The sequence below is a fragment of the Paenarthrobacter sp. NEAU-H11 genome, assembly GCF_050573415.1.
Lineage (GTDB): Bacteria > Actinomycetota > Actinomycetes > Actinomycetales > Micrococcaceae > Arthrobacter.
Genome location: NZ_JBNZGA010000017.1, coordinates 79,987 through 95,171, shown reverse-complemented (window position 1 = coordinate 95,171; position 15,185 = coordinate 79,987). Strand labels below are relative to the sequence as shown.

Here is a 15,185-nt window from a genome sequence, read left to right as displayed (position 1 = left end):
CGACCATGAGGGCGGAGGCGATGGCGGTGACGAGCATGGTGAGGGGGGAGTCGATGAAGACCATGATGAGCACGCCCACGAGGAAGAGGAGGGAGAGGTAGCCGGTGTAGGGGGCGCCGATCATGCGGAAGGTGGGGCGTTCGAGCCAGCCTTTGTCGGCCCAGCGTTTGAGCTGGATCTGGCACAGGACGATGGTTGCCCAGGTCATGATGATGCCCACGGAGGCGACGTTGAGGACGATTTCGAAGGCTTGGGCGGGGACGAGGTAGTTCAGGGGGACGCCCAGGAGGGAGACGGCGGCGGTGATGGCGATGCCGCCGTAGGGGACGCCTGCTTTGTTCATGCGGGAGGCGAAGCGCGGGGCGGAGCCGTTGACGGACATGGAGCGCAGGATGCGTCCGGTGGAGTAGAGGCCGGCGTTGAGGGAGGACAGGGCTGCGGTGAGGACGACGAGGTTCATGATGACGTCCACGCCCTGGATGCCGATGGAGCCGAAGAACGTGACGAAGGGGCTGACGCCCTTTTCGTAGGAGGTGTAGGGCAGCAGCAGGGCCAGGAGGATGACGGAGCCGACGTAGAACACGGCGATGCGGAAGACCACGGAGTTGATGGCTTTGGGCATGATCTTTTCGGGGTTTTCGGTTTCGCCGGCGGCGGTGCCGACGAGTTCGATGGAGGCGTAGGCGAAGAGGACGCCCTGCATGAGGATGATCATGGGGAGCAGGCCGTTGGGGAAGATGCCGCCGTTGTCCGAGAGGAGGCTCAGGCCGACTTGCTGGCCGTCCACGGGGGTGCCGAAGATGACGAAGTAGGTGCCGGCGATGAGGAAGATGACCAGGGCGGCGACCTTGATCAGGGCGAACCAGAATTCCATTTCGCCGAAGACCTTCACGGAGACGAGGTTCAGGGCCAGGACCACGATCAGGGCGGTCAGTGCCCAGGCCCATTGCGGGACGGCTGCCATCCAGGGGATGTAGTTGCCGAAGAAGTTCATGTAGAGGGCTGCGGCGGTGATGTCCACGATGGTGGTGGTGGCCCAGTTGATCCAGTAGAACCAGCCGGAGACGAAGGCGGCTTTTTCGCCGAAGAATTCACGGGCGTAGGAGACGAACGAGCCGGAGGAGGGGCGGTGGAGGACCAGTTCGCCCAGGGCGCGCAGGATCAGGAACGCGAAGAACCCGCAGACGGCGTAGGCGATGACCAGGGACGGGCCCGCGGCGTTGAGCCGGCCGCCGGCGCCGAGGAACAGGCCGGTGCCGATCGCACCGCCGATCGCGATCATCTGGATCTGCCGGGGCTTGAGGTTCTTGTGGTAGCCCTTGTCCTCGGCATGCAGGGCGGTCTCGGAGGCATGGGCGTGCCCGCCGTCAATGATGTGGTCTGCTGCAACCTCGTCGTTGGGGTTGTGGGGCATGGTTGATCCTTTCGATCCGGGGAAGATCTGACTGGGTGGGGAAAAGTTGTGGGGAGATACCTTCACATGGCAGGCAGGGGAACGCAGATCAGAAAACTGACCAGCCGGTGCGGTCGGAAAGGTCGGCGAGGGCGGCAGTGCCGGCAAGGGAATTGCCTTTGCCGTCGAGCCGGGGACTCCACACACAGATGGAGCACTCGCCGGGAACGATGACCAAAATTCCGCCACCCACACCGCTTTTGCCAGGAAGGCCCACGCGGTACGCGAACTCTCCGGCAGCGTCGTACATGCCGCAGGTCAGCATGATGGAGCCAACGCGTTTGGCATCGCTCGGGGACAGGACGGGTCCCGCCGTTCCCCGGCCTTCTCCGGCCAGGAAAAGCCCTGCCTTGGCGAGTTCAACGCAGGTCATCATGATGGAGCAGTGGCGGACGTAGTTCTCCACCACTGCTTCCGCCGGTCGCTTCAGGTTGCCGAAGTCCTTCAGGAAATGCGCCAGCGCCAGGTTGCGGCTGCTGCCCGAAAGCTCACTGGCGGCCGCCGCTTCATCGATGTACGGCCCGCTGACGCCCGCTTGTGCGGTGAGGAACCGCAATACCCAAGCGGCGGCGTCGTATGTTCCTTCCATCAGGTGGTCCGTGACCACCAGGGCGCCGGCGTTGATGAAGGGGTTCCGCGGGATCCCGTGTTCCGCCTCCAGTTGGACCAGCGAGTTGAACGGGGTCCCTGATGGTTCACGCAGGACCCGCGACCACAGCCTTCCGGTGGTGTCGCCCTGCAGGGCCATGGCCAGCGTGAACACCTTGGAGATGCTCTGGATCGAGAAGGGGACATCCGCGTCGCCGGAGCTGAAGACCTGGCCGGAAGTGGTGGCAACGGCTATGCCGAACTTGTTGAAGGGAACGTCCGCAAGGAACGGGATGTTCGCCGGGACAGAGCCTGTCTCCCGCCGCGGCCGGTGGTTCCGCACGAGGTCGTGGAGGAGGGGGCCGAGCGGTGGTGCCGCAATCGCTACGGTCATTTCCGGCCAGCTTTTCGATTGGATGTTTCAGCCCATTCCTGGATGTGCAGCAGGGCAACCAGCGAGTCCCGGGGGTTGCCGAAGTCCAGTCCCGTCACTTTGGATACCTTGCTGATGCGGTAGTAAACGGTGTTTTTGTGCAGCTTCATCCGCTGGGAGCATGCGGCAACATCAAGGGAAGCTTCGAAGTACACCCGCAGCGTTTCGGCCAATTCCACGTCCTCAGACAGGAGGGCCGAGAGGCTGCGGTGGCGGAAAGCCGAAGACGCGAAATTCTGTACTGCTTCGCGGAAAAGGATCTCTCCCTCAAAATCGTCCACGGTGGCCACTGACGACGTTGTGGACCTTCCCACGCAGCTCAACAGTGCTTCTGCCATCCGGGTGACCGAGTGGATGGAGAGCAGGTCCGGGGCCACCGGGCCTACGGCCGCAAACGGGGTGATGCCAAGGTGCTTGCGTGCATCCCGGACGATGGACTCTGCAAGGCCCCGGAGTCCCGGTTCCGCCGCTGCAGACTGCAGGCCGGGGACAATCACTGCGGTGTCGCCTTTGAACTGCCCCACGATTGCCGAAGCTTTGTAGGCAGCGGCGTGGATCGAAGCCAGGTTGGCAAGCTCGCCGTGCTTTAGTGCGGCGTCATCGGCTTCCACATCGGAGATCCCGATCAGGATCAGCGCGGCCGGGCGGTCAGCGGAGATCTTTTCGCTGTGCGCGCTGGCTGCTGCCTCCGCGGGGCCTGAAAGGATCCGGGCAATGCGGTCTTCCCGCATGTGCACGGATTGCTGGTTGCGGTAACGGATCAGCTCAGCCGAGGTACGGGCAGCGGAACCCTGCAACACCTGGTCAACGTCCGGGCCGAAGCCGTCGCCGGTCTCCTGGAGCCAGATGTAGCCCATGATCCTGTTACCGGCGAAAAGGGTGATGGCTACGCGTTCGCGCAGTCCGTCCTGGGGCCTCGCAGGTACACGCACGGGGAACCGGGTGCCATGGAGTTCACGGTAGGCTCCAAGGTCCTTGAGCAGCAGCTCGTATTTCCGTGGCCCGCGCCTGGCCAGGATGGAGGCTTTGCGCAGCTCGTCGATGTCGTTGGAAACGGTGGAATACGCCAGAACCTTGTTGGCCGCGTCCTCGATCACCACGTGGCTGGAGGTGAGCCGGGCAGTGGTCTGGGCGATCGCGAACAGGTCTTCTTCCAGCAGCGTCAGGACTTCGCTCTGATAGCTGGGCGGCTGGATCCTGTCTTTCGCGATAGACAGCAGGCGGTCCCAGTCGGCCGCGGGGTCCACCAGGAGCAGGCCGGTACCGGCGTCGCGCAGCAACTCTTCGGCTTCGGACAGCTCCTGCCGGCCTCCCTTGACGGCCACCACCGGCGGCGGGTTCCGCAGCAGCCGGCGCAATGCGGGCAAAGCCGACCGTCCGCGGACTCCAATCAGCAGGACAAACGCCCTGTCGCCGTCGAGCTTTTCATCCTCGGCGTCCATGATCAGGAAACGTTCCACGGCGGAGCCGTCCGCTGGCCGGAGGATGAGGCTTCCAAAGCCCAAGGGGAGATCCGAGAGGATATCGTCCACCGTCACCGCAGTCATGGGTTCCTTCTGGTCGATCTGGCCGGACGGCTCTGTCCGGTCAGCCCATCGTATCCACCGCTGAACACGGAAAATTTGTGAGGAAATCCCAATTCGGCGGGTGCTTTTCGGTTTCTTTTCCAATGTATTTGCTTCACCGGGCTCCAACCCCGTGCCGGGTACCCGACGCAGGACGCCGGAGCGGGAACTGATCCACAAACCAAAAGGGCCCCGCTTCTCTTTCACAAAGAGAAGCGGGGCCCTGCTACTTGGCGGTGACGGTGGGATTTGAACCCACGTTGGCTTTTACACCAAACAACATTTCGAGTGTTGCACCTTCGGCCGCTCGGACACGTCACCAACCTCAATAGGGTACCGGAGCGAGGCGCCCATCCCCAAAACGGGGCCGATCACGCCTGGCCCGTTATGGTCCGGGCAGAGGTGGCCCAAGAAGATTCAAAAACTTTTTCGCAGCGGTGGGCGTAGGGCCTAATAATGTCGGACCCCCTCGCGATGATGGGGGTATGGAATCGAACGCGGCGGTGGTGCAGGGGGAGGAAGCGGTTGACGCTTCTGTTGCTGCGTTTATGGCTGCGCTGGCTGGCGGAGGCCTTGCCGCGGGCGGGCCTGCCGTTTCCGGTGGCCGTGGCGGGGGCGGGGGCGTTGAGGATCCGTTGCAGCGGGTTGCTGATGCGGCGTTGGATGTCCTGGGTGGGGTGGCGCGGTCGGAAGCGAAGTTGGCGGCGGTGAAGGCAGTGGCCGCGGCGGCCCTTGCCGGGGCGACGAAGGCGATGAATCCTCCGCCCGGGTCCCCTCACGAGGCCACGGCGCAGGACCGGAGCCTGGTGGCGGAGGTCGGGTGTGCGCTGGCCATCGGTGACCGGGCCGCCGGTGCTTTGCTAGCCCATGCCTTGACCGCGTCGCTGCCCCGGACCCTGGCCGCCCTGCAGGGCGGGACGATTTCCTGGGCGCATGCCCGGACCATGGTGGACCAGACCGTCGGCCTTGGCCCGTCCGGGGCGGCGGCCCTGGAAGCCCATTTCCTGGACCCGGACGCCCCGGGGGCGGTCCGCGGGTGCCCGGTGGGGGAGATGCCCGCGTACCGGTTCAGGGCCAAGGCGCGGGGGTGGCGGGAGCGGCACCATCCGGAGAGCCTGGCGAAGCGGCACGCCAAGTCCCTGGCGGATAGACGCGTGGAGTACTGGCCGGATAACGACGCGATGGCCTGGGTGGCCGCCTACCTGCCCGCGGACCAGGCATCCGCGGTCTGGAACCGGCTGACCGCCATTTCCCGGGGGATGCAGGGCCCGGACGAGGCCCGCACCCTGACCCAGCTCAGGGCCGACAATTTCGCCGAGGCGCTCTTGGGCGGCGGGAACATCTCCCGGGTTACCGGACACAGCGAGGCAACCAGGGCCGGGCACGGTGAGGCGGGAAGGTCCGGCGGCGGGGAGGTGGCAGGTCCCGGCCCGTCGTCGTCGATTCGGCCGCAGGTGCTGGTCACCGTGCCCGTGTTTTCCCTGATGGGCTTGACGGACGAGCCGGCGGTGCTGGACGGGGCCGGCCCCATCCCCGCCTCGATGGCACGGGACCTCGTCGCCGACGGTGCCAGCTCCTTCTACCGGGTGCTGGTCGACCCGCGGGACGGGGCACCGCTGGAAATCGGCCGCACCAGCTACCGGGTGACCAAAGCCATGCGGAACTGGCTCAGGCTGCGGGACGGCAAATGCCCCTTCCCCGGCTGCAGCAACCCCTCCCTCGACAACGAAGCCGACCACCTCCTCGCCTGGCACAACGGCGGCACCACAGGAGTCTCGAACCTCGGCCAGCCCTGCCCGAAACACCACAAACTCCGCCACACCAGCGGCTGGAAACCCACCCCAGCCACCACAACCGCACCACCCGGCTGGACCTCACCCACCGGCCGCCACTACACAAGCGAACACCAGGACTGGGAACCACCCCACTGGCCGGAACGGGCTGTGCCGGCAGGGCTCCGCGCGCTTGATGACCTTGCGGAGATGTGGCCACCGCCCAACGACCTTTCGGGGGTGTCGCTGCCCAACGACCTTTCGGGGGTGTCGCTGCCTGATGACTTGTCTGATGCTTGGCCTCTAGCAGCCGGCCGGTCGCTCCAGGACCTGTATCCAAAGGAGGAGTTCCCCGAGGACACTTTTGCTGACTGGTTCATGCCTGGGTACCAGCAGCCCAAGGACCCGCTGCCCGAAGATGTTTGGTGGGAGATGGCCTGCCAGGCAAGCGCTGGCGTCACGTAACGAAGCCCTCTCCGCAATCGTGATGGTGAGGCCTGCCCGGACTGTGCCTCCCGACGGGAACCGGACCGTGCCTCCCGATGGGGAGGAAGCGACGGGGAGGATGCGACGGGACAAGGGGACTGCCGCCGGCCAGCTTTCCCGCGCGCACGTTGACGGCTAGATTCATCAGCAAGATGACTAATCAATCCAGTCCAGCGCATCAATCCAGTCGCACGCACGCAACGGCCTACTGGACCACAGCCAGGGAACATGGCGAGCTCCGGCCCGAGGAGCTGCCTGCCCGCGGGTCGGACGAGGCCCTGGTCCGCGCCCTGTACTCCGGCATCAGCAAAGGCACGGAAATGGTGGTCCATGCAGGCGCTGTTCCGCCCCGGGTTGCCGAGGAGATGAGGGCACCCCACCAGGAGGGACACTTCCCCGGGCCGGTGAAGTTCGGGTACCTCTCCGTCGGGGTTGTCGAGGAGGGTCCGGAGGGCTGGGCGGGGCAGCGCGTCTTCTGCCTTAACCCCCACCAGGACCGCTACGTGGTGCCGGTCAGCTCACTGACGAAGATCCCTGATGACGTGCCCTCCCGCCGGGCAGTGCTCACCGGCACGGTGGAGACCGCCGTGAACGCATTGTGGGAGGCGGGTCCGCGGCTGGGAGACCGGATTGCGGTGGTGGGAGCCGGGCTGGTGGGCGGCATGGTTGCCACCCTGCTGAGGACCTTCCCGCTGCAGCGCTTGCAGCTGGTGGACCTGGATCCGGGCCGGAAGCACCTGGCGGACTCCCTGGGCGTGGACTTCGCCCGCCCGGATGACGCCCTGGCCGACTGCGACATCGTTTTCCACTGCTCTGCATCCCAGGAAGGCCTGGAGCGGAGCCTGCAGCTCGTGGGCGACGAGGGGGACGTCATCGAGATGTCCTGGTACGCCAACCGCGAGGTAACCCTGCCGCTGGGGGAGGACTTCCATGCCCGGCGGCTGTCCATCCGGGCCAGCCAGGTGGGTGTGGTGGCGCGTGCGCGCCGCCACCGCAGGACCAGCGTCGACCGCCTGGACCTCGCCGTCTCGCTGCTGAAGGACCCCGTATTCGATGCCTTCCTCACCGGTACCTCGCGGTTCGCCGAGTTGCCCGGCACGGTGCAGGACCTCGCCCACGGGAAGCTTGAAGCCCTGTGCCACGTCATCGAATACCCCACCGACGAAGGCGGCGGGAACAAAGACCGCGGGAACAAAGACCGCGGGAACAAAGACCCCGAGAACAAAGACCCGCACCAGACCCGAGAAGACCAGAGGTAGTCCATGTTCAGCCTGACCGTCCGCCGCCACTTCATGATCGCCCACAGCCTGCCCCGTGAGGCGTTCGGGCCGGCCCAGGCCCTGCACGGGGCGACTTTTGTCGCCGAGGTGTCCTTCCGCCGTCGGACGCTCAACAAGGACGCGATCGTGCTGGACATCGGCGCCGCCGGCACCATCATCGAGGAGGTCCTGGCAGGCCTGAACTACCGCAACCTGGACGAGCATCCGGATTTTGCGGGCAAACTCAGCACCACTGAGGCGCTCGCGGAATACATTGCCCATTCAGTTGCGGAAAAGCTGCAGAATGACGACGACGGCGGCCGTCTTGAGGGCATCGACGTCACCCTGCGGGAGAACCCGGATGCCTGGGCCACCTACTCGCTGGATCTCCCGGCAGCGGACTCTCCAGCAGCCTGATCCCGTGCCCCGCATCCGCCTGCTGGTACCTGGCAACATCCACCACCATTCCGGCGGGAACGTCTACAACGCGCGGCTGGTGCAGGGCTTGGAGGCCTTGGGGACAGAGGTCGAGGTGATCGCAGTGGACGGCTCCTGGCCGGAAGCCAATGCCCACGCTCGGCGCCGGCTGGACAGCCTGCTTGGCGCCTGGGAACCGGACGCAGGACTGCAGGGCACCGTGATCCTCGTGGATGGGTTGATTGCCATGGGCGCGCCGGATGAGCTGGAATTCGCGGCCAAAGCCGGCCGGGAAATCTGGGTGCTGGTCCACATGCCTGCCCCCGCCCGCTACGGACTTGAGGCAAGGTCCCTGCGTGCGGCCACCGGGGTGCTGTGCACCAGCACCTGGGCCAGGAATGTCCTGGCGGCACGCCATGGCCTACATGGGTTGAAGGTCGCCCTTCCCGGCACCGACCCGGCTCCGCTGGCCCCGGGATCCACGCCGCCCCATATCGTTGCCGTGGCCGCGCTCCTGCCCAACAAGGACCAGTTGCTTGTGGTTGGAGCGCTGGGCTTGCTGCAGGACCTCGACTGGACGGCAGCCCTGGTGGGTTCGGACCGGGCAGACGCGGAATACACCGGCAAGGTTCGCGCTGCCGTTCAGGCGAACGGCCTGGGCGGACGGATCCGGCTCACCGGCGAGCTGACGGGCCCGGCGCTCGAAAACGCATGGCTGCGGGCAGACCTCAGCCTGCTGGTCTCCCGCGCTGAGGCCTTCGGCATGGTGGTCACCGAGTCGCTCGCCCGCGGTATCCCGGTGATCGTGCGCGAGGGGACGGGCGCCGTCGAGGCCTTGCGCCTGGGCGCACCGGGCACGGACGACGACGGCGGCCGGCTTCCCGGAGCGAAGGTTGCCTTCCCTGCCGATGACGACCCCGCCAACCCCGCCCTGCTGGCCCAGGTCCTGCGCAGCTGGCTGGAGGACACCGCAACCAGGGCTTCCTGGCGCGAAAGGGCGGTTCAGGCGAGGAGCACGCTGCCGGGTTGGGACCGGACAGCGGCCGTGGTGCTGGACGCCATCAGGAGTTAGAGCCGGTGCCCGGCGAAGAAATCACGCAGCAGCCCGGCACACTCCGCCTCGCGCACCCCGGGATAAACCTCAACCCAATGATTCAGGCGGCGCTCGCGGAGCACGTCGAACACGGATCCTGCCGCCCCCGCTTTTTCATCCCAAGCCCCGAAGACCACCCGCGGAATCCGGGCCAGGACAACGGCGCCGGCGCACATGGCGCAGGGCTCCAGGGTCACCACCAGCGTGCAGTCGGCGAGCCGCCAGCCGTCCCCGCTGCCGCCGTCGAGCACTGAAAGCTGGCGCAACCGTTCTGCCGCCTCCCGGATGGCAACCATCTCGGCGTGGGCGGTGGGATCACCAAGCTCCTCCCGCTGGTTCCGGCCGGAACCCAGCACGGCGCCGTCGGGCCCTATGACCACCGCACCAATCGGCACATCCTCCGTAGCAAGGGCGCGGCGGGCCTCGGCCAGGGCAAGGCCCATCCACGCGTCGTGTTTTTTATCTGCGGAGACCATGGCTCAATGATAGTTTCGTGGGATAACCCGAGCCCGTGACGCCCCAGACGCCGGGAGGCACAGTGAGCACCGTCCGAGACCGCATGGACAAGTGGATCAAGCCCTATGCCGCCTTGTGGCTGACCCTGATCATCGGCGGAACACTGGTGGTCACCTTGGCCCTGCTCGGTGCGGAGGTATACGCGAATGTAGTGGACGAGGAGGGGCTGGCCAGCCTGGATATTCCCGCGCTGGAATACTCCCAGTCGCTGCGGAATCCCGAGGTGGACGCCTTCGCCACCGGCTTTACCAACGTGGGCGGGGGGATCGGCATGCCCATTCTCGCCAGCATCCTCACCGCGTGGCTGACATTACTGAGCAGGACGTGGCGGCCCATCGTCCTGGTGGGCGGCGCTGCCCTCGTTTCCACAACTGCAACCACCCTCGGCAAGCGACTGGTCGGCAGGACCCGCCCGGACCATTCGGAGGCGGTGCCCCCCTATGAAACCACACCGTCCTTCCCCAGCGGACACACGCTGAACACAACAGTGGTGATAGGCGTCCTGGTCTATCTGATGTGCCTCCAGTTCCAAATCCTGTGGGCTAGGATCGCCGCGATAACGGCCGGAGCCATCTTCATCATCGCCATGGGCCTGAGCAGGGTTTTCCTGGGACACCATTGGTTGACCGATGTGATGGCCGGCTGGTTCCTTGGCCTTGCGTGGGTGTCCATGGTGATCCTCGCCCACCGGCTGTTCCACCTGATACGCCGCCGCGAGCACGCGGGCCCTGCGCCCACGTTTGAACACCCCGTCCTCCGCGAGGACCACACCGGGGAGCCGGAGGCCAGCGGCGAACGGCCGGGGAGGGGGCCGGCGGCCGGGTGATAGTTTTGACCAATGCGCACTCTCGTTGTGGACCACCCGCTGGTCGCCCATAAGCTCACTGTCCTCCGCGACAAAAACACTCCGTCCCCGGTCTTCCGGCAGCTGACGGAGGAGCTGGTGACGCTCCTCGCCTACGAGGCAACGCGCGAGGTCCGCACCGAGCCCGTCACCATCGAAACGCCCGTCAGCACCACCGTGGGCACGGCGTTCACCAAGCCCACCCCGCTGGTGGTGCCCATCCTGCGCGCGGGCCTTGGAATGCTCGAGGGCATGACCAAGCTCGTCCCCACAGCTGAAGTGGGCTTCCTCGGCATGGCCCGTGACGAGGAAACCCTGGACATCATCACGTACGCCGAGCGCCTGCCTGAGGACCTTACCGACCGGCAGATCTTCGTTCTGGACCCCATGCTGGCCACCGGCGGGACGCTGCGCGAAGCCATCAAGTTCCTGTTCAAGCGCGGCGCCTCTGATGTCACCTGCATCTGCCTGCTTGCCGCTCCGGAGGGACTGGCGAAGCTGGAGGAAGAACTCTCCGGCGCCAACGTCACCATCGTGCTGGCCTCCATCGACGAAAGGCTCAACGAGAAGTCCTACATCGTTCCCGGCCTCGGCGACGCAGGCGACCGGCTGTACGGCATCGCAGGCTAAGGACATCGCAGGCTAAAGCCAGGCCTTTCCTGTTCCCGGCCGCAGGGCTAGCCTGTGCGGATGGACTGGAAACTGGAACTGGTGTTTGTCCCTGTGTCCGACGTGGACCGGGCCAAGGATTTCTACGTCAACAAGGTGGGGTTCAATGCCGATTTCGATCAGCGGCCCACGGAATCCATCCGCTTTGTCCAGCTGACCCCTCCCGGCTCAGCCTGCTCCATCTGCATCGGGGAAGGGCTCACGGACGCGCCTCCGGGTACCGGCTCCAACCTCCAGCTCGTGGTCAGCGACATCCAGGCTGCCTACGAGCACCTGAAGGGCAACGGGGTGGACGTGAGCGAAGTGGACGTACAGGACTGGGGCCATTTTGTGTACTTCGCTGATCCGGACGGGAACCGGTGGGCCGTCCAGTACATCCCCGGCCGGGACGCGGGGGAGCAGCAGAAGTAGGTTACTGCATCCCGCCTAGTACCAGTTGTTCGACAAGTGGAAGTTCAGTGCACCACACGGCGACTGGTAGCGCTCCTGGATGTAGTTCAGGCCCCAGTTAATCTGCGTGCGGTAGTTGGTGAGGTAGTCGGCTCCGGCGCTGGCCATCTTCTCAGCCGGCAGGGACTGGACGATGCCGTAGGCGCCGCTGCTCGGGTTGGTGGCCGTGGTGGTCCAGTCCGATTCCTTGGTCCAGAGGGTCTGCAGGCACTGCATCTGGTCCGGAGCCCAGCCATAGGAAGCCAGCTGGCCTGCGGCGTACGCCTGGGCGCCTGCGGGATCATTAACCGCGACGACGGGTGCGGGCTCGGGTGCCGGGGCCGGAGCGGGTTCCGGCGCCGGAGCCGGTGCGGGCTCGGCAACGGGAGCAGGTTCGGCTGCCTGCGGGACAACGTTGATCTGCTCGGCTGCGGGCTCAGGCGCAGGGTTGGCCCGGATTTCGCTCTGCTCCATGCTCAGCTTGGAATGGGACTCCGAAGCCTGCGCCCCGGTGGCTGCCACGCGGGCACCCGTGTCGGTGGCCTGGCCCGCAGCGCCAACTCCAACAAGGAGGGCGCAGGATGCTGCCAGCAGTCCGGCGCGCCGGCCGACGGAGGGGAATTTGCCTGCTGCACGCGTGGAGCGTGCATCCGTGCCTGAATTCGGGCGTGGTTTTACAAGGAACTTGGACATAATAGATCGCCTCTCACACCTGCGGAGTTAGCTGTCGGGTTCGGATGAGGGCATCCGGCCGCACGGAAAAAACACGTGCAGGCTTAACCCCAAGGGCAGTCAGTGCCCGGGACGGTGGGTCCCCCGCCTCTGCCGTTGTTCAAGAGGAATCCGGGAAGTGGCAGAGCTTGGCGTCAACCCGGGATATGCGGCCCGAACGGGGACCGCACCCATTCGACGGTACAGGAGTTCAGCGCATAAGTCACATTTTGGTAACGGAGGTCACGATGACGGCGCGCCGCCTTGTGCCATTCCCCGCATGAGGGGTAGCCGCAGGGCGAACTGCGTGCGGCCGGGTTGCGACGTCACCGTTACCCGTCCGCCGTGGGCCTCAACAATGGACTCGACGATGGACAAGCCCAAACCGCTGGTTCCTTCAGCGGCGGACGCGCCGGGCGCGCTGGTCCCCGCACGTGCCGCGTCTGCGCGGGCAAACCGGGCGAAGACCTGGTCCACGAACTCCGGCGGTATGCCGCCGCCGTCGTCCGTTACGGTCACCACTGCGGCGCCCTCCGGCGTTTTCTCCACCCCCGTTACCACCGTGGTTCCCGGAGGGGTGTGCTTGCGGGCGTTGGAGAGCAGGTTCATCAGCACCTGCCGCAGCTGGGACGGATCCCCGTTCACCACCACCGGCTCGTCGGGGAGCTCCAGCCGCCAGGTGTGCCCTGGCGCCATGACCTTCTCATCGCTGACGCCTTCCACCACCAGCTGGGTCAGGTCCACCTCGGCAAGCTTCAGCGGCTGGCCCTCGTCGAGCCGCGCGAGCAGTAGGAGATCCTCCACCAAAGCGGTCATCCGTTCCGACTGGCTTTGCACCCGTGCCAGCGACTTCTCCCCGTCCGGAGTGAAGTTTTCCGTCATTCTCATCAGTTCGGTGTAGCCGCGGATGGCGGTCAGCGGCGTGCGCAGCTCATGGGAGGCGTCAGCCACGAACTGCCGGACCTTGGTCTCGCTCTTCTGCCGCGCCTGCAGCGCATTCGCAACGTTGTCCAGCATGAGGTTCAGCGCGTGCCCCACGCTGCCCACCTCAGTTCCAGGGTTGGAGTTCGACGGCGGGACGCGAACGGCAAGTGCCACCTCGCCGGCGTCCAGGGGCAGCTGCGAAACCCGGGTGGCCACCTCGGAGAGCTGTTCAAGGGGCTTCATGGTGCGGCGGATCAGGACCGTGCCCACCAGCCCGATCAGGAGCAACCCGCCCAGCGAGACGAACACGAAGGTCCACACCAGGGACGTCAGCGTGCTCTCCTTGGCGGCCAGGGGGAGCCCTGTGACCAGGACGTCACCGAAACTGGTCTTGACCGCAATCAGCCGGTAGTCACCGTTTGAGAGCGTGCGGTCAACGGGCCGGGCATCGGTGGCCAGTGCGAGCAGGACCTGCTTGTCCTCGGAGGACAGCGCAGAGCGCGTAGTGTCCGGGGCCAGGAAGCCGGCGCTGTTGACCTGGCCGTTGAGGATGCGGGCGTTCAGTGTTCCCACGCTTTGTCCGCGGGAATCCAGGGGGTCCCTGCCGTTGAAGCCGCCGGAGGGAGGCCGGCCGGGATCGTTGGAGCGGGCTGCGGCCTGGCTCAGCTGCTCGTCCAGCTGGCGGGTGAGGAAGGAGTCCATCGAGGCGTAGCTGGCTACGCCCACCGCACCGCAGATGGCGATCAACAGCGCCATGGCCAGCAGGATAAGGCGTGTGCGCAAGTGCCAGGTGGCGGGTTTGAGCCAGCGCCGGGGCTGCGGCTCCGCGGTGTGCACGGAGGTCATGGCGCGCCTACTCCGCCGGCTTGATGACGTACCCGGCGCCCCGCACGGTGTGGATCATGGGCGGGTGCACGGCGTCCACTTTCTTGCGCAGGTAGGAGATGTAGAGTTCCACGATGTTTGCCTGCCCGCCGAAGTCGTAGTTCCACACCCGGTCCAGGATCTGGGCCTTGCTGATGACGCGCTTTGGGTTCTCCATGAGGTAGCGCAGCAGCTCGAACTGGGTGGCCGTCAGCTGGAGCTCCTCGCCCGCGCGGGTCACCTCCCGGGTGTCGACGTTGAGCACAAGGTCTCCCACTACCAGTTCCGCAGTGTCCATGGCGGCAACTCCGGAGCGCTGGACCAGCCGGTGCAGCCGCAGCAGGACTTCCTCCATGCTGAAGGGTTTGGTCACATAGTCGTCGCCGCCGGCAGCGAGGCCCACGATCCTGTCCTGGACCGCGTCTTTGGCGGTCAGGAAAAGCGCGGGAACCTCGGGTGCGAAAGCGCGGATCCTGTTCAGGACCTCGACGCCGTCGAACCCTGGAATCATGACATCCAGGACCAGGACGTCGGGGCGGAAGTCCTTGGCCAGCTTCACCGCTTCCGGGCCGTCGGCAGCTACTGCCACGGACCAGCCCGCCATGCGCAGCCCCATGCTCATGAGTTCAGAGAGGCTGGGTTCGTCATCCACGACGAGGGCCCTGATGGGGGAGCCGTCCGGATGGGTGAGTTTGGGGAGGTTGTTTGTCATGGAGTGCGACGTGGCCATGGGACAACTTTCCGATTATTGGTTTAAGCCCGGCTATGGCATTCCTGTGACCAAGCTGTGAATCCCAGCCTAGCGAGCTGGATGCCGGAAATGCGGTGCTCCTGCGTGGCCGCTGCTGCGGGATTGCCGTCGCGCGGCAGTTTTCCGGGAAAATTTCTTGTCCGAAAACGCGGGCGGCTGGACACGCCAACAAGGCGGTGAGTGGGATTTCCCTATCAGTCCCAGTCTTGAATATTTTCGACCGGAAGCACCATGCTGTCGAACAAAATTCTGCCTAGGGGCGGAATCGGACGCCTCCAAGGGATAACAAGCGTTATTTTTATGGCTCCGCCAGAATCGTGATTTGCGGCACATTAGCCCAGTTCGTCTCATTATGCGGACGATCGCGTCCATTGTTACTTGCAAGTTGGCATTGTTACGCTGCACACTTCC

Annotated in this window: 14 protein-coding genes, 1 tRNA gene and 1 riboswitch; of the genes, 7 read left to right on the top strand and 8 right to left on the bottom strand. The window is 65.6% G+C overall.

Annotated elements, in window-relative coordinates; translation table 11 throughout:
• From ACQ3DC_RS18070 to ACQ3DC_RS18055, 4 genes are all read right to left on the bottom strand, one after another.
• Nucleotides 1-1,414, bottom strand: a 1,414-nt coding sequence (locus ACQ3DC_RS18070) for an amino acid permease (protein ID WP_430752866.1), incomplete at its 3' end; no start/stop codon positions are given.
• 88 nt (nt 1,415-1,502) lie between these two features.
• Nucleotides 1,503-2,435, bottom strand: a complete 933-nt coding sequence (locus tag ACQ3DC_RS18065; protein WP_157239190.1) for a glutaminase — start codon at nt 2,433-2,435, stop codon at nt 1,503-1,505.
• Nucleotides 2,432-4,021 (bottom strand): PucR family transcriptional regulator, encoded by a 1,590-nt coding sequence (locus tag ACQ3DC_RS18060; RefSeq protein WP_430752865.1) that lies wholly within the window; start codon nt 4,019-4,021, stop codon nt 2,432-2,434. The genes ACQ3DC_RS18065 and ACQ3DC_RS18060 overlap by 4 nt, the downstream gene beginning before the upstream one ends.
• A 249-nt stretch (nt 4,022-4,270) precedes the next feature.
• Nucleotides 4,271-4,360 (bottom strand) — tRNA-Ser (locus tag ACQ3DC_RS18055).
• 164 nt (nt 4,361-4,524) lie between these two features.
• Here ACQ3DC_RS18055 and ACQ3DC_RS18050 point away from each other — a divergent pair.
• The 4 genes from ACQ3DC_RS18050 to ACQ3DC_RS18035 all read left to right on the top strand — a co-directional run bounded on the left by ACQ3DC_RS18050 (nt 4,525) and on the right by ACQ3DC_RS18035 (nt 9,045).
• Nucleotides 4,525-6,276 (top strand): DUF222 domain-containing protein, encoded by a 1,752-nt coding sequence (locus tag ACQ3DC_RS18050; protein WP_430752864.1) that lies wholly within the window; start codon nt 4,525-4,527, stop codon nt 6,274-6,276.
• Nucleotides 6,277-6,449: 173 nt separating this feature from the next.
• Nucleotides 6,450-7,556 carry a zinc-dependent alcohol dehydrogenase gene (locus ACQ3DC_RS18045; RefSeq protein WP_421093703.1) on the top strand — a complete coding sequence of 369 codons (1,107 nt, stop codon included), beginning with the start codon at nt 6,450-6,452 and terminating at the stop codon, nt 7,554-7,556.
• A 3-nt stretch (nt 7,557-7,559) separates the two neighbouring features.
• The gene (locus ACQ3DC_RS18040) at nt 7,560-7,973 is read left to right on the top strand and encodes a 6-pyruvoyl trahydropterin synthase family protein (protein WP_323058075.1); all 414 of its coding nucleotides are present in this window, start codon (nt 7,560-7,562) and stop codon (nt 7,971-7,973) included.
• A 4-nt stretch (nt 7,974-7,977) separates the two neighbouring features.
• Nucleotides 7,978-9,045: a glycosyltransferase family 4 protein gene (locus ACQ3DC_RS18035; RefSeq protein WP_430752863.1), complete on the top strand. Its 1,068-nt coding sequence runs from the start codon at nt 7,978-7,980 to the stop codon at nt 9,043-9,045.
• Here ACQ3DC_RS18035 and ACQ3DC_RS18030 read toward each other — a convergent pair.
• On the bottom strand, nt 9,042-9,542 hold the full coding sequence (locus ACQ3DC_RS18030; RefSeq protein ID WP_430752862.1) for a nucleoside deaminase: 501 nt from the start codon (nt 9,540-9,542) through the stop codon (nt 9,042-9,044). The genes ACQ3DC_RS18035 and ACQ3DC_RS18030 overlap by 4 nt on opposite strands.
• A gap of 83 nt (nt 9,543-9,625) precedes the next feature.
• Here ACQ3DC_RS18030 and ACQ3DC_RS18025 point away from each other — a divergent pair, with 83 nt between their 5' ends.
• From ACQ3DC_RS18025 to ACQ3DC_RS18015, 3 genes are read left to right on the top strand one after another with little or no spacing between them, the layout of a single operon-like run.
• On the top strand, nt 9,626-10,408 hold the full coding sequence (locus ACQ3DC_RS18025; protein ID WP_321216214.1) for a phosphatase PAP2 family protein: 783 nt from the start codon (nt 9,626-9,628) through the stop codon (nt 10,406-10,408).
• 12 nt (nt 10,409-10,420) lie between these two features.
• Complete coding sequence (gene upp, locus ACQ3DC_RS18020) at nt 10,421-11,056, top strand: uracil phosphoribosyltransferase (RefSeq protein ID WP_157239181.1); 636 nt, start codon at nt 10,421-10,423, stop codon at nt 11,054-11,056.
• 60 nt (nt 11,057-11,116) lie between these two features.
• Complete coding sequence (locus tag ACQ3DC_RS18015) at nt 11,117-11,506, top strand: glyoxalase superfamily protein (protein ID WP_430752861.1); 390 nt, start codon at nt 11,117-11,119, stop codon at nt 11,504-11,506.
• A 15-nt stretch (nt 11,507-11,521) separates the two neighbouring features.
• Here the strand turns inward: ACQ3DC_RS18015 and ACQ3DC_RS18010 are convergent, their stop codons facing one another.
• The 3 genes from ACQ3DC_RS18010 to ACQ3DC_RS18000 all read right to left on the bottom strand — a co-directional run bounded on the left by ACQ3DC_RS18010 (nt 11,522) and on the right by ACQ3DC_RS18000 (nt 14,753).
• Nucleotides 11,522-12,217 carry a hypothetical protein gene (locus tag ACQ3DC_RS18010; protein WP_157239177.1) on the bottom strand — a complete coding sequence of 232 codons (696 nt, stop codon included), beginning with the start codon at nt 12,215-12,217 and terminating at the stop codon, nt 11,522-11,524.
• Between the two features lie 5 nt (nt 12,218-12,222).
• Nucleotides 12,223-12,383, bottom strand: a riboswitch (cyclic di-AMP (ydaO/yuaA leader).
• 95 nt (nt 12,384-12,478) lie between these two features.
• The gene (locus ACQ3DC_RS18005) at nt 12,479-14,005 is read right to left on the bottom strand and encodes a HAMP domain-containing sensor histidine kinase (protein WP_430752860.1); all 1,527 of its coding nucleotides are present in this window, start codon (nt 14,003-14,005) and stop codon (nt 12,479-12,481) included.
• 7 nt (nt 14,006-14,012) lie between these two features.
• Nucleotides 14,013-14,753 carry a response regulator transcription factor gene (locus ACQ3DC_RS18000; RefSeq protein WP_157239174.1) on the bottom strand — a complete coding sequence of 247 codons (741 nt, stop codon included), beginning with the start codon at nt 14,751-14,753 and terminating at the stop codon, nt 14,013-14,015.
• Nucleotides 14,754-15,185 lie beyond the last annotated feature (432 nt).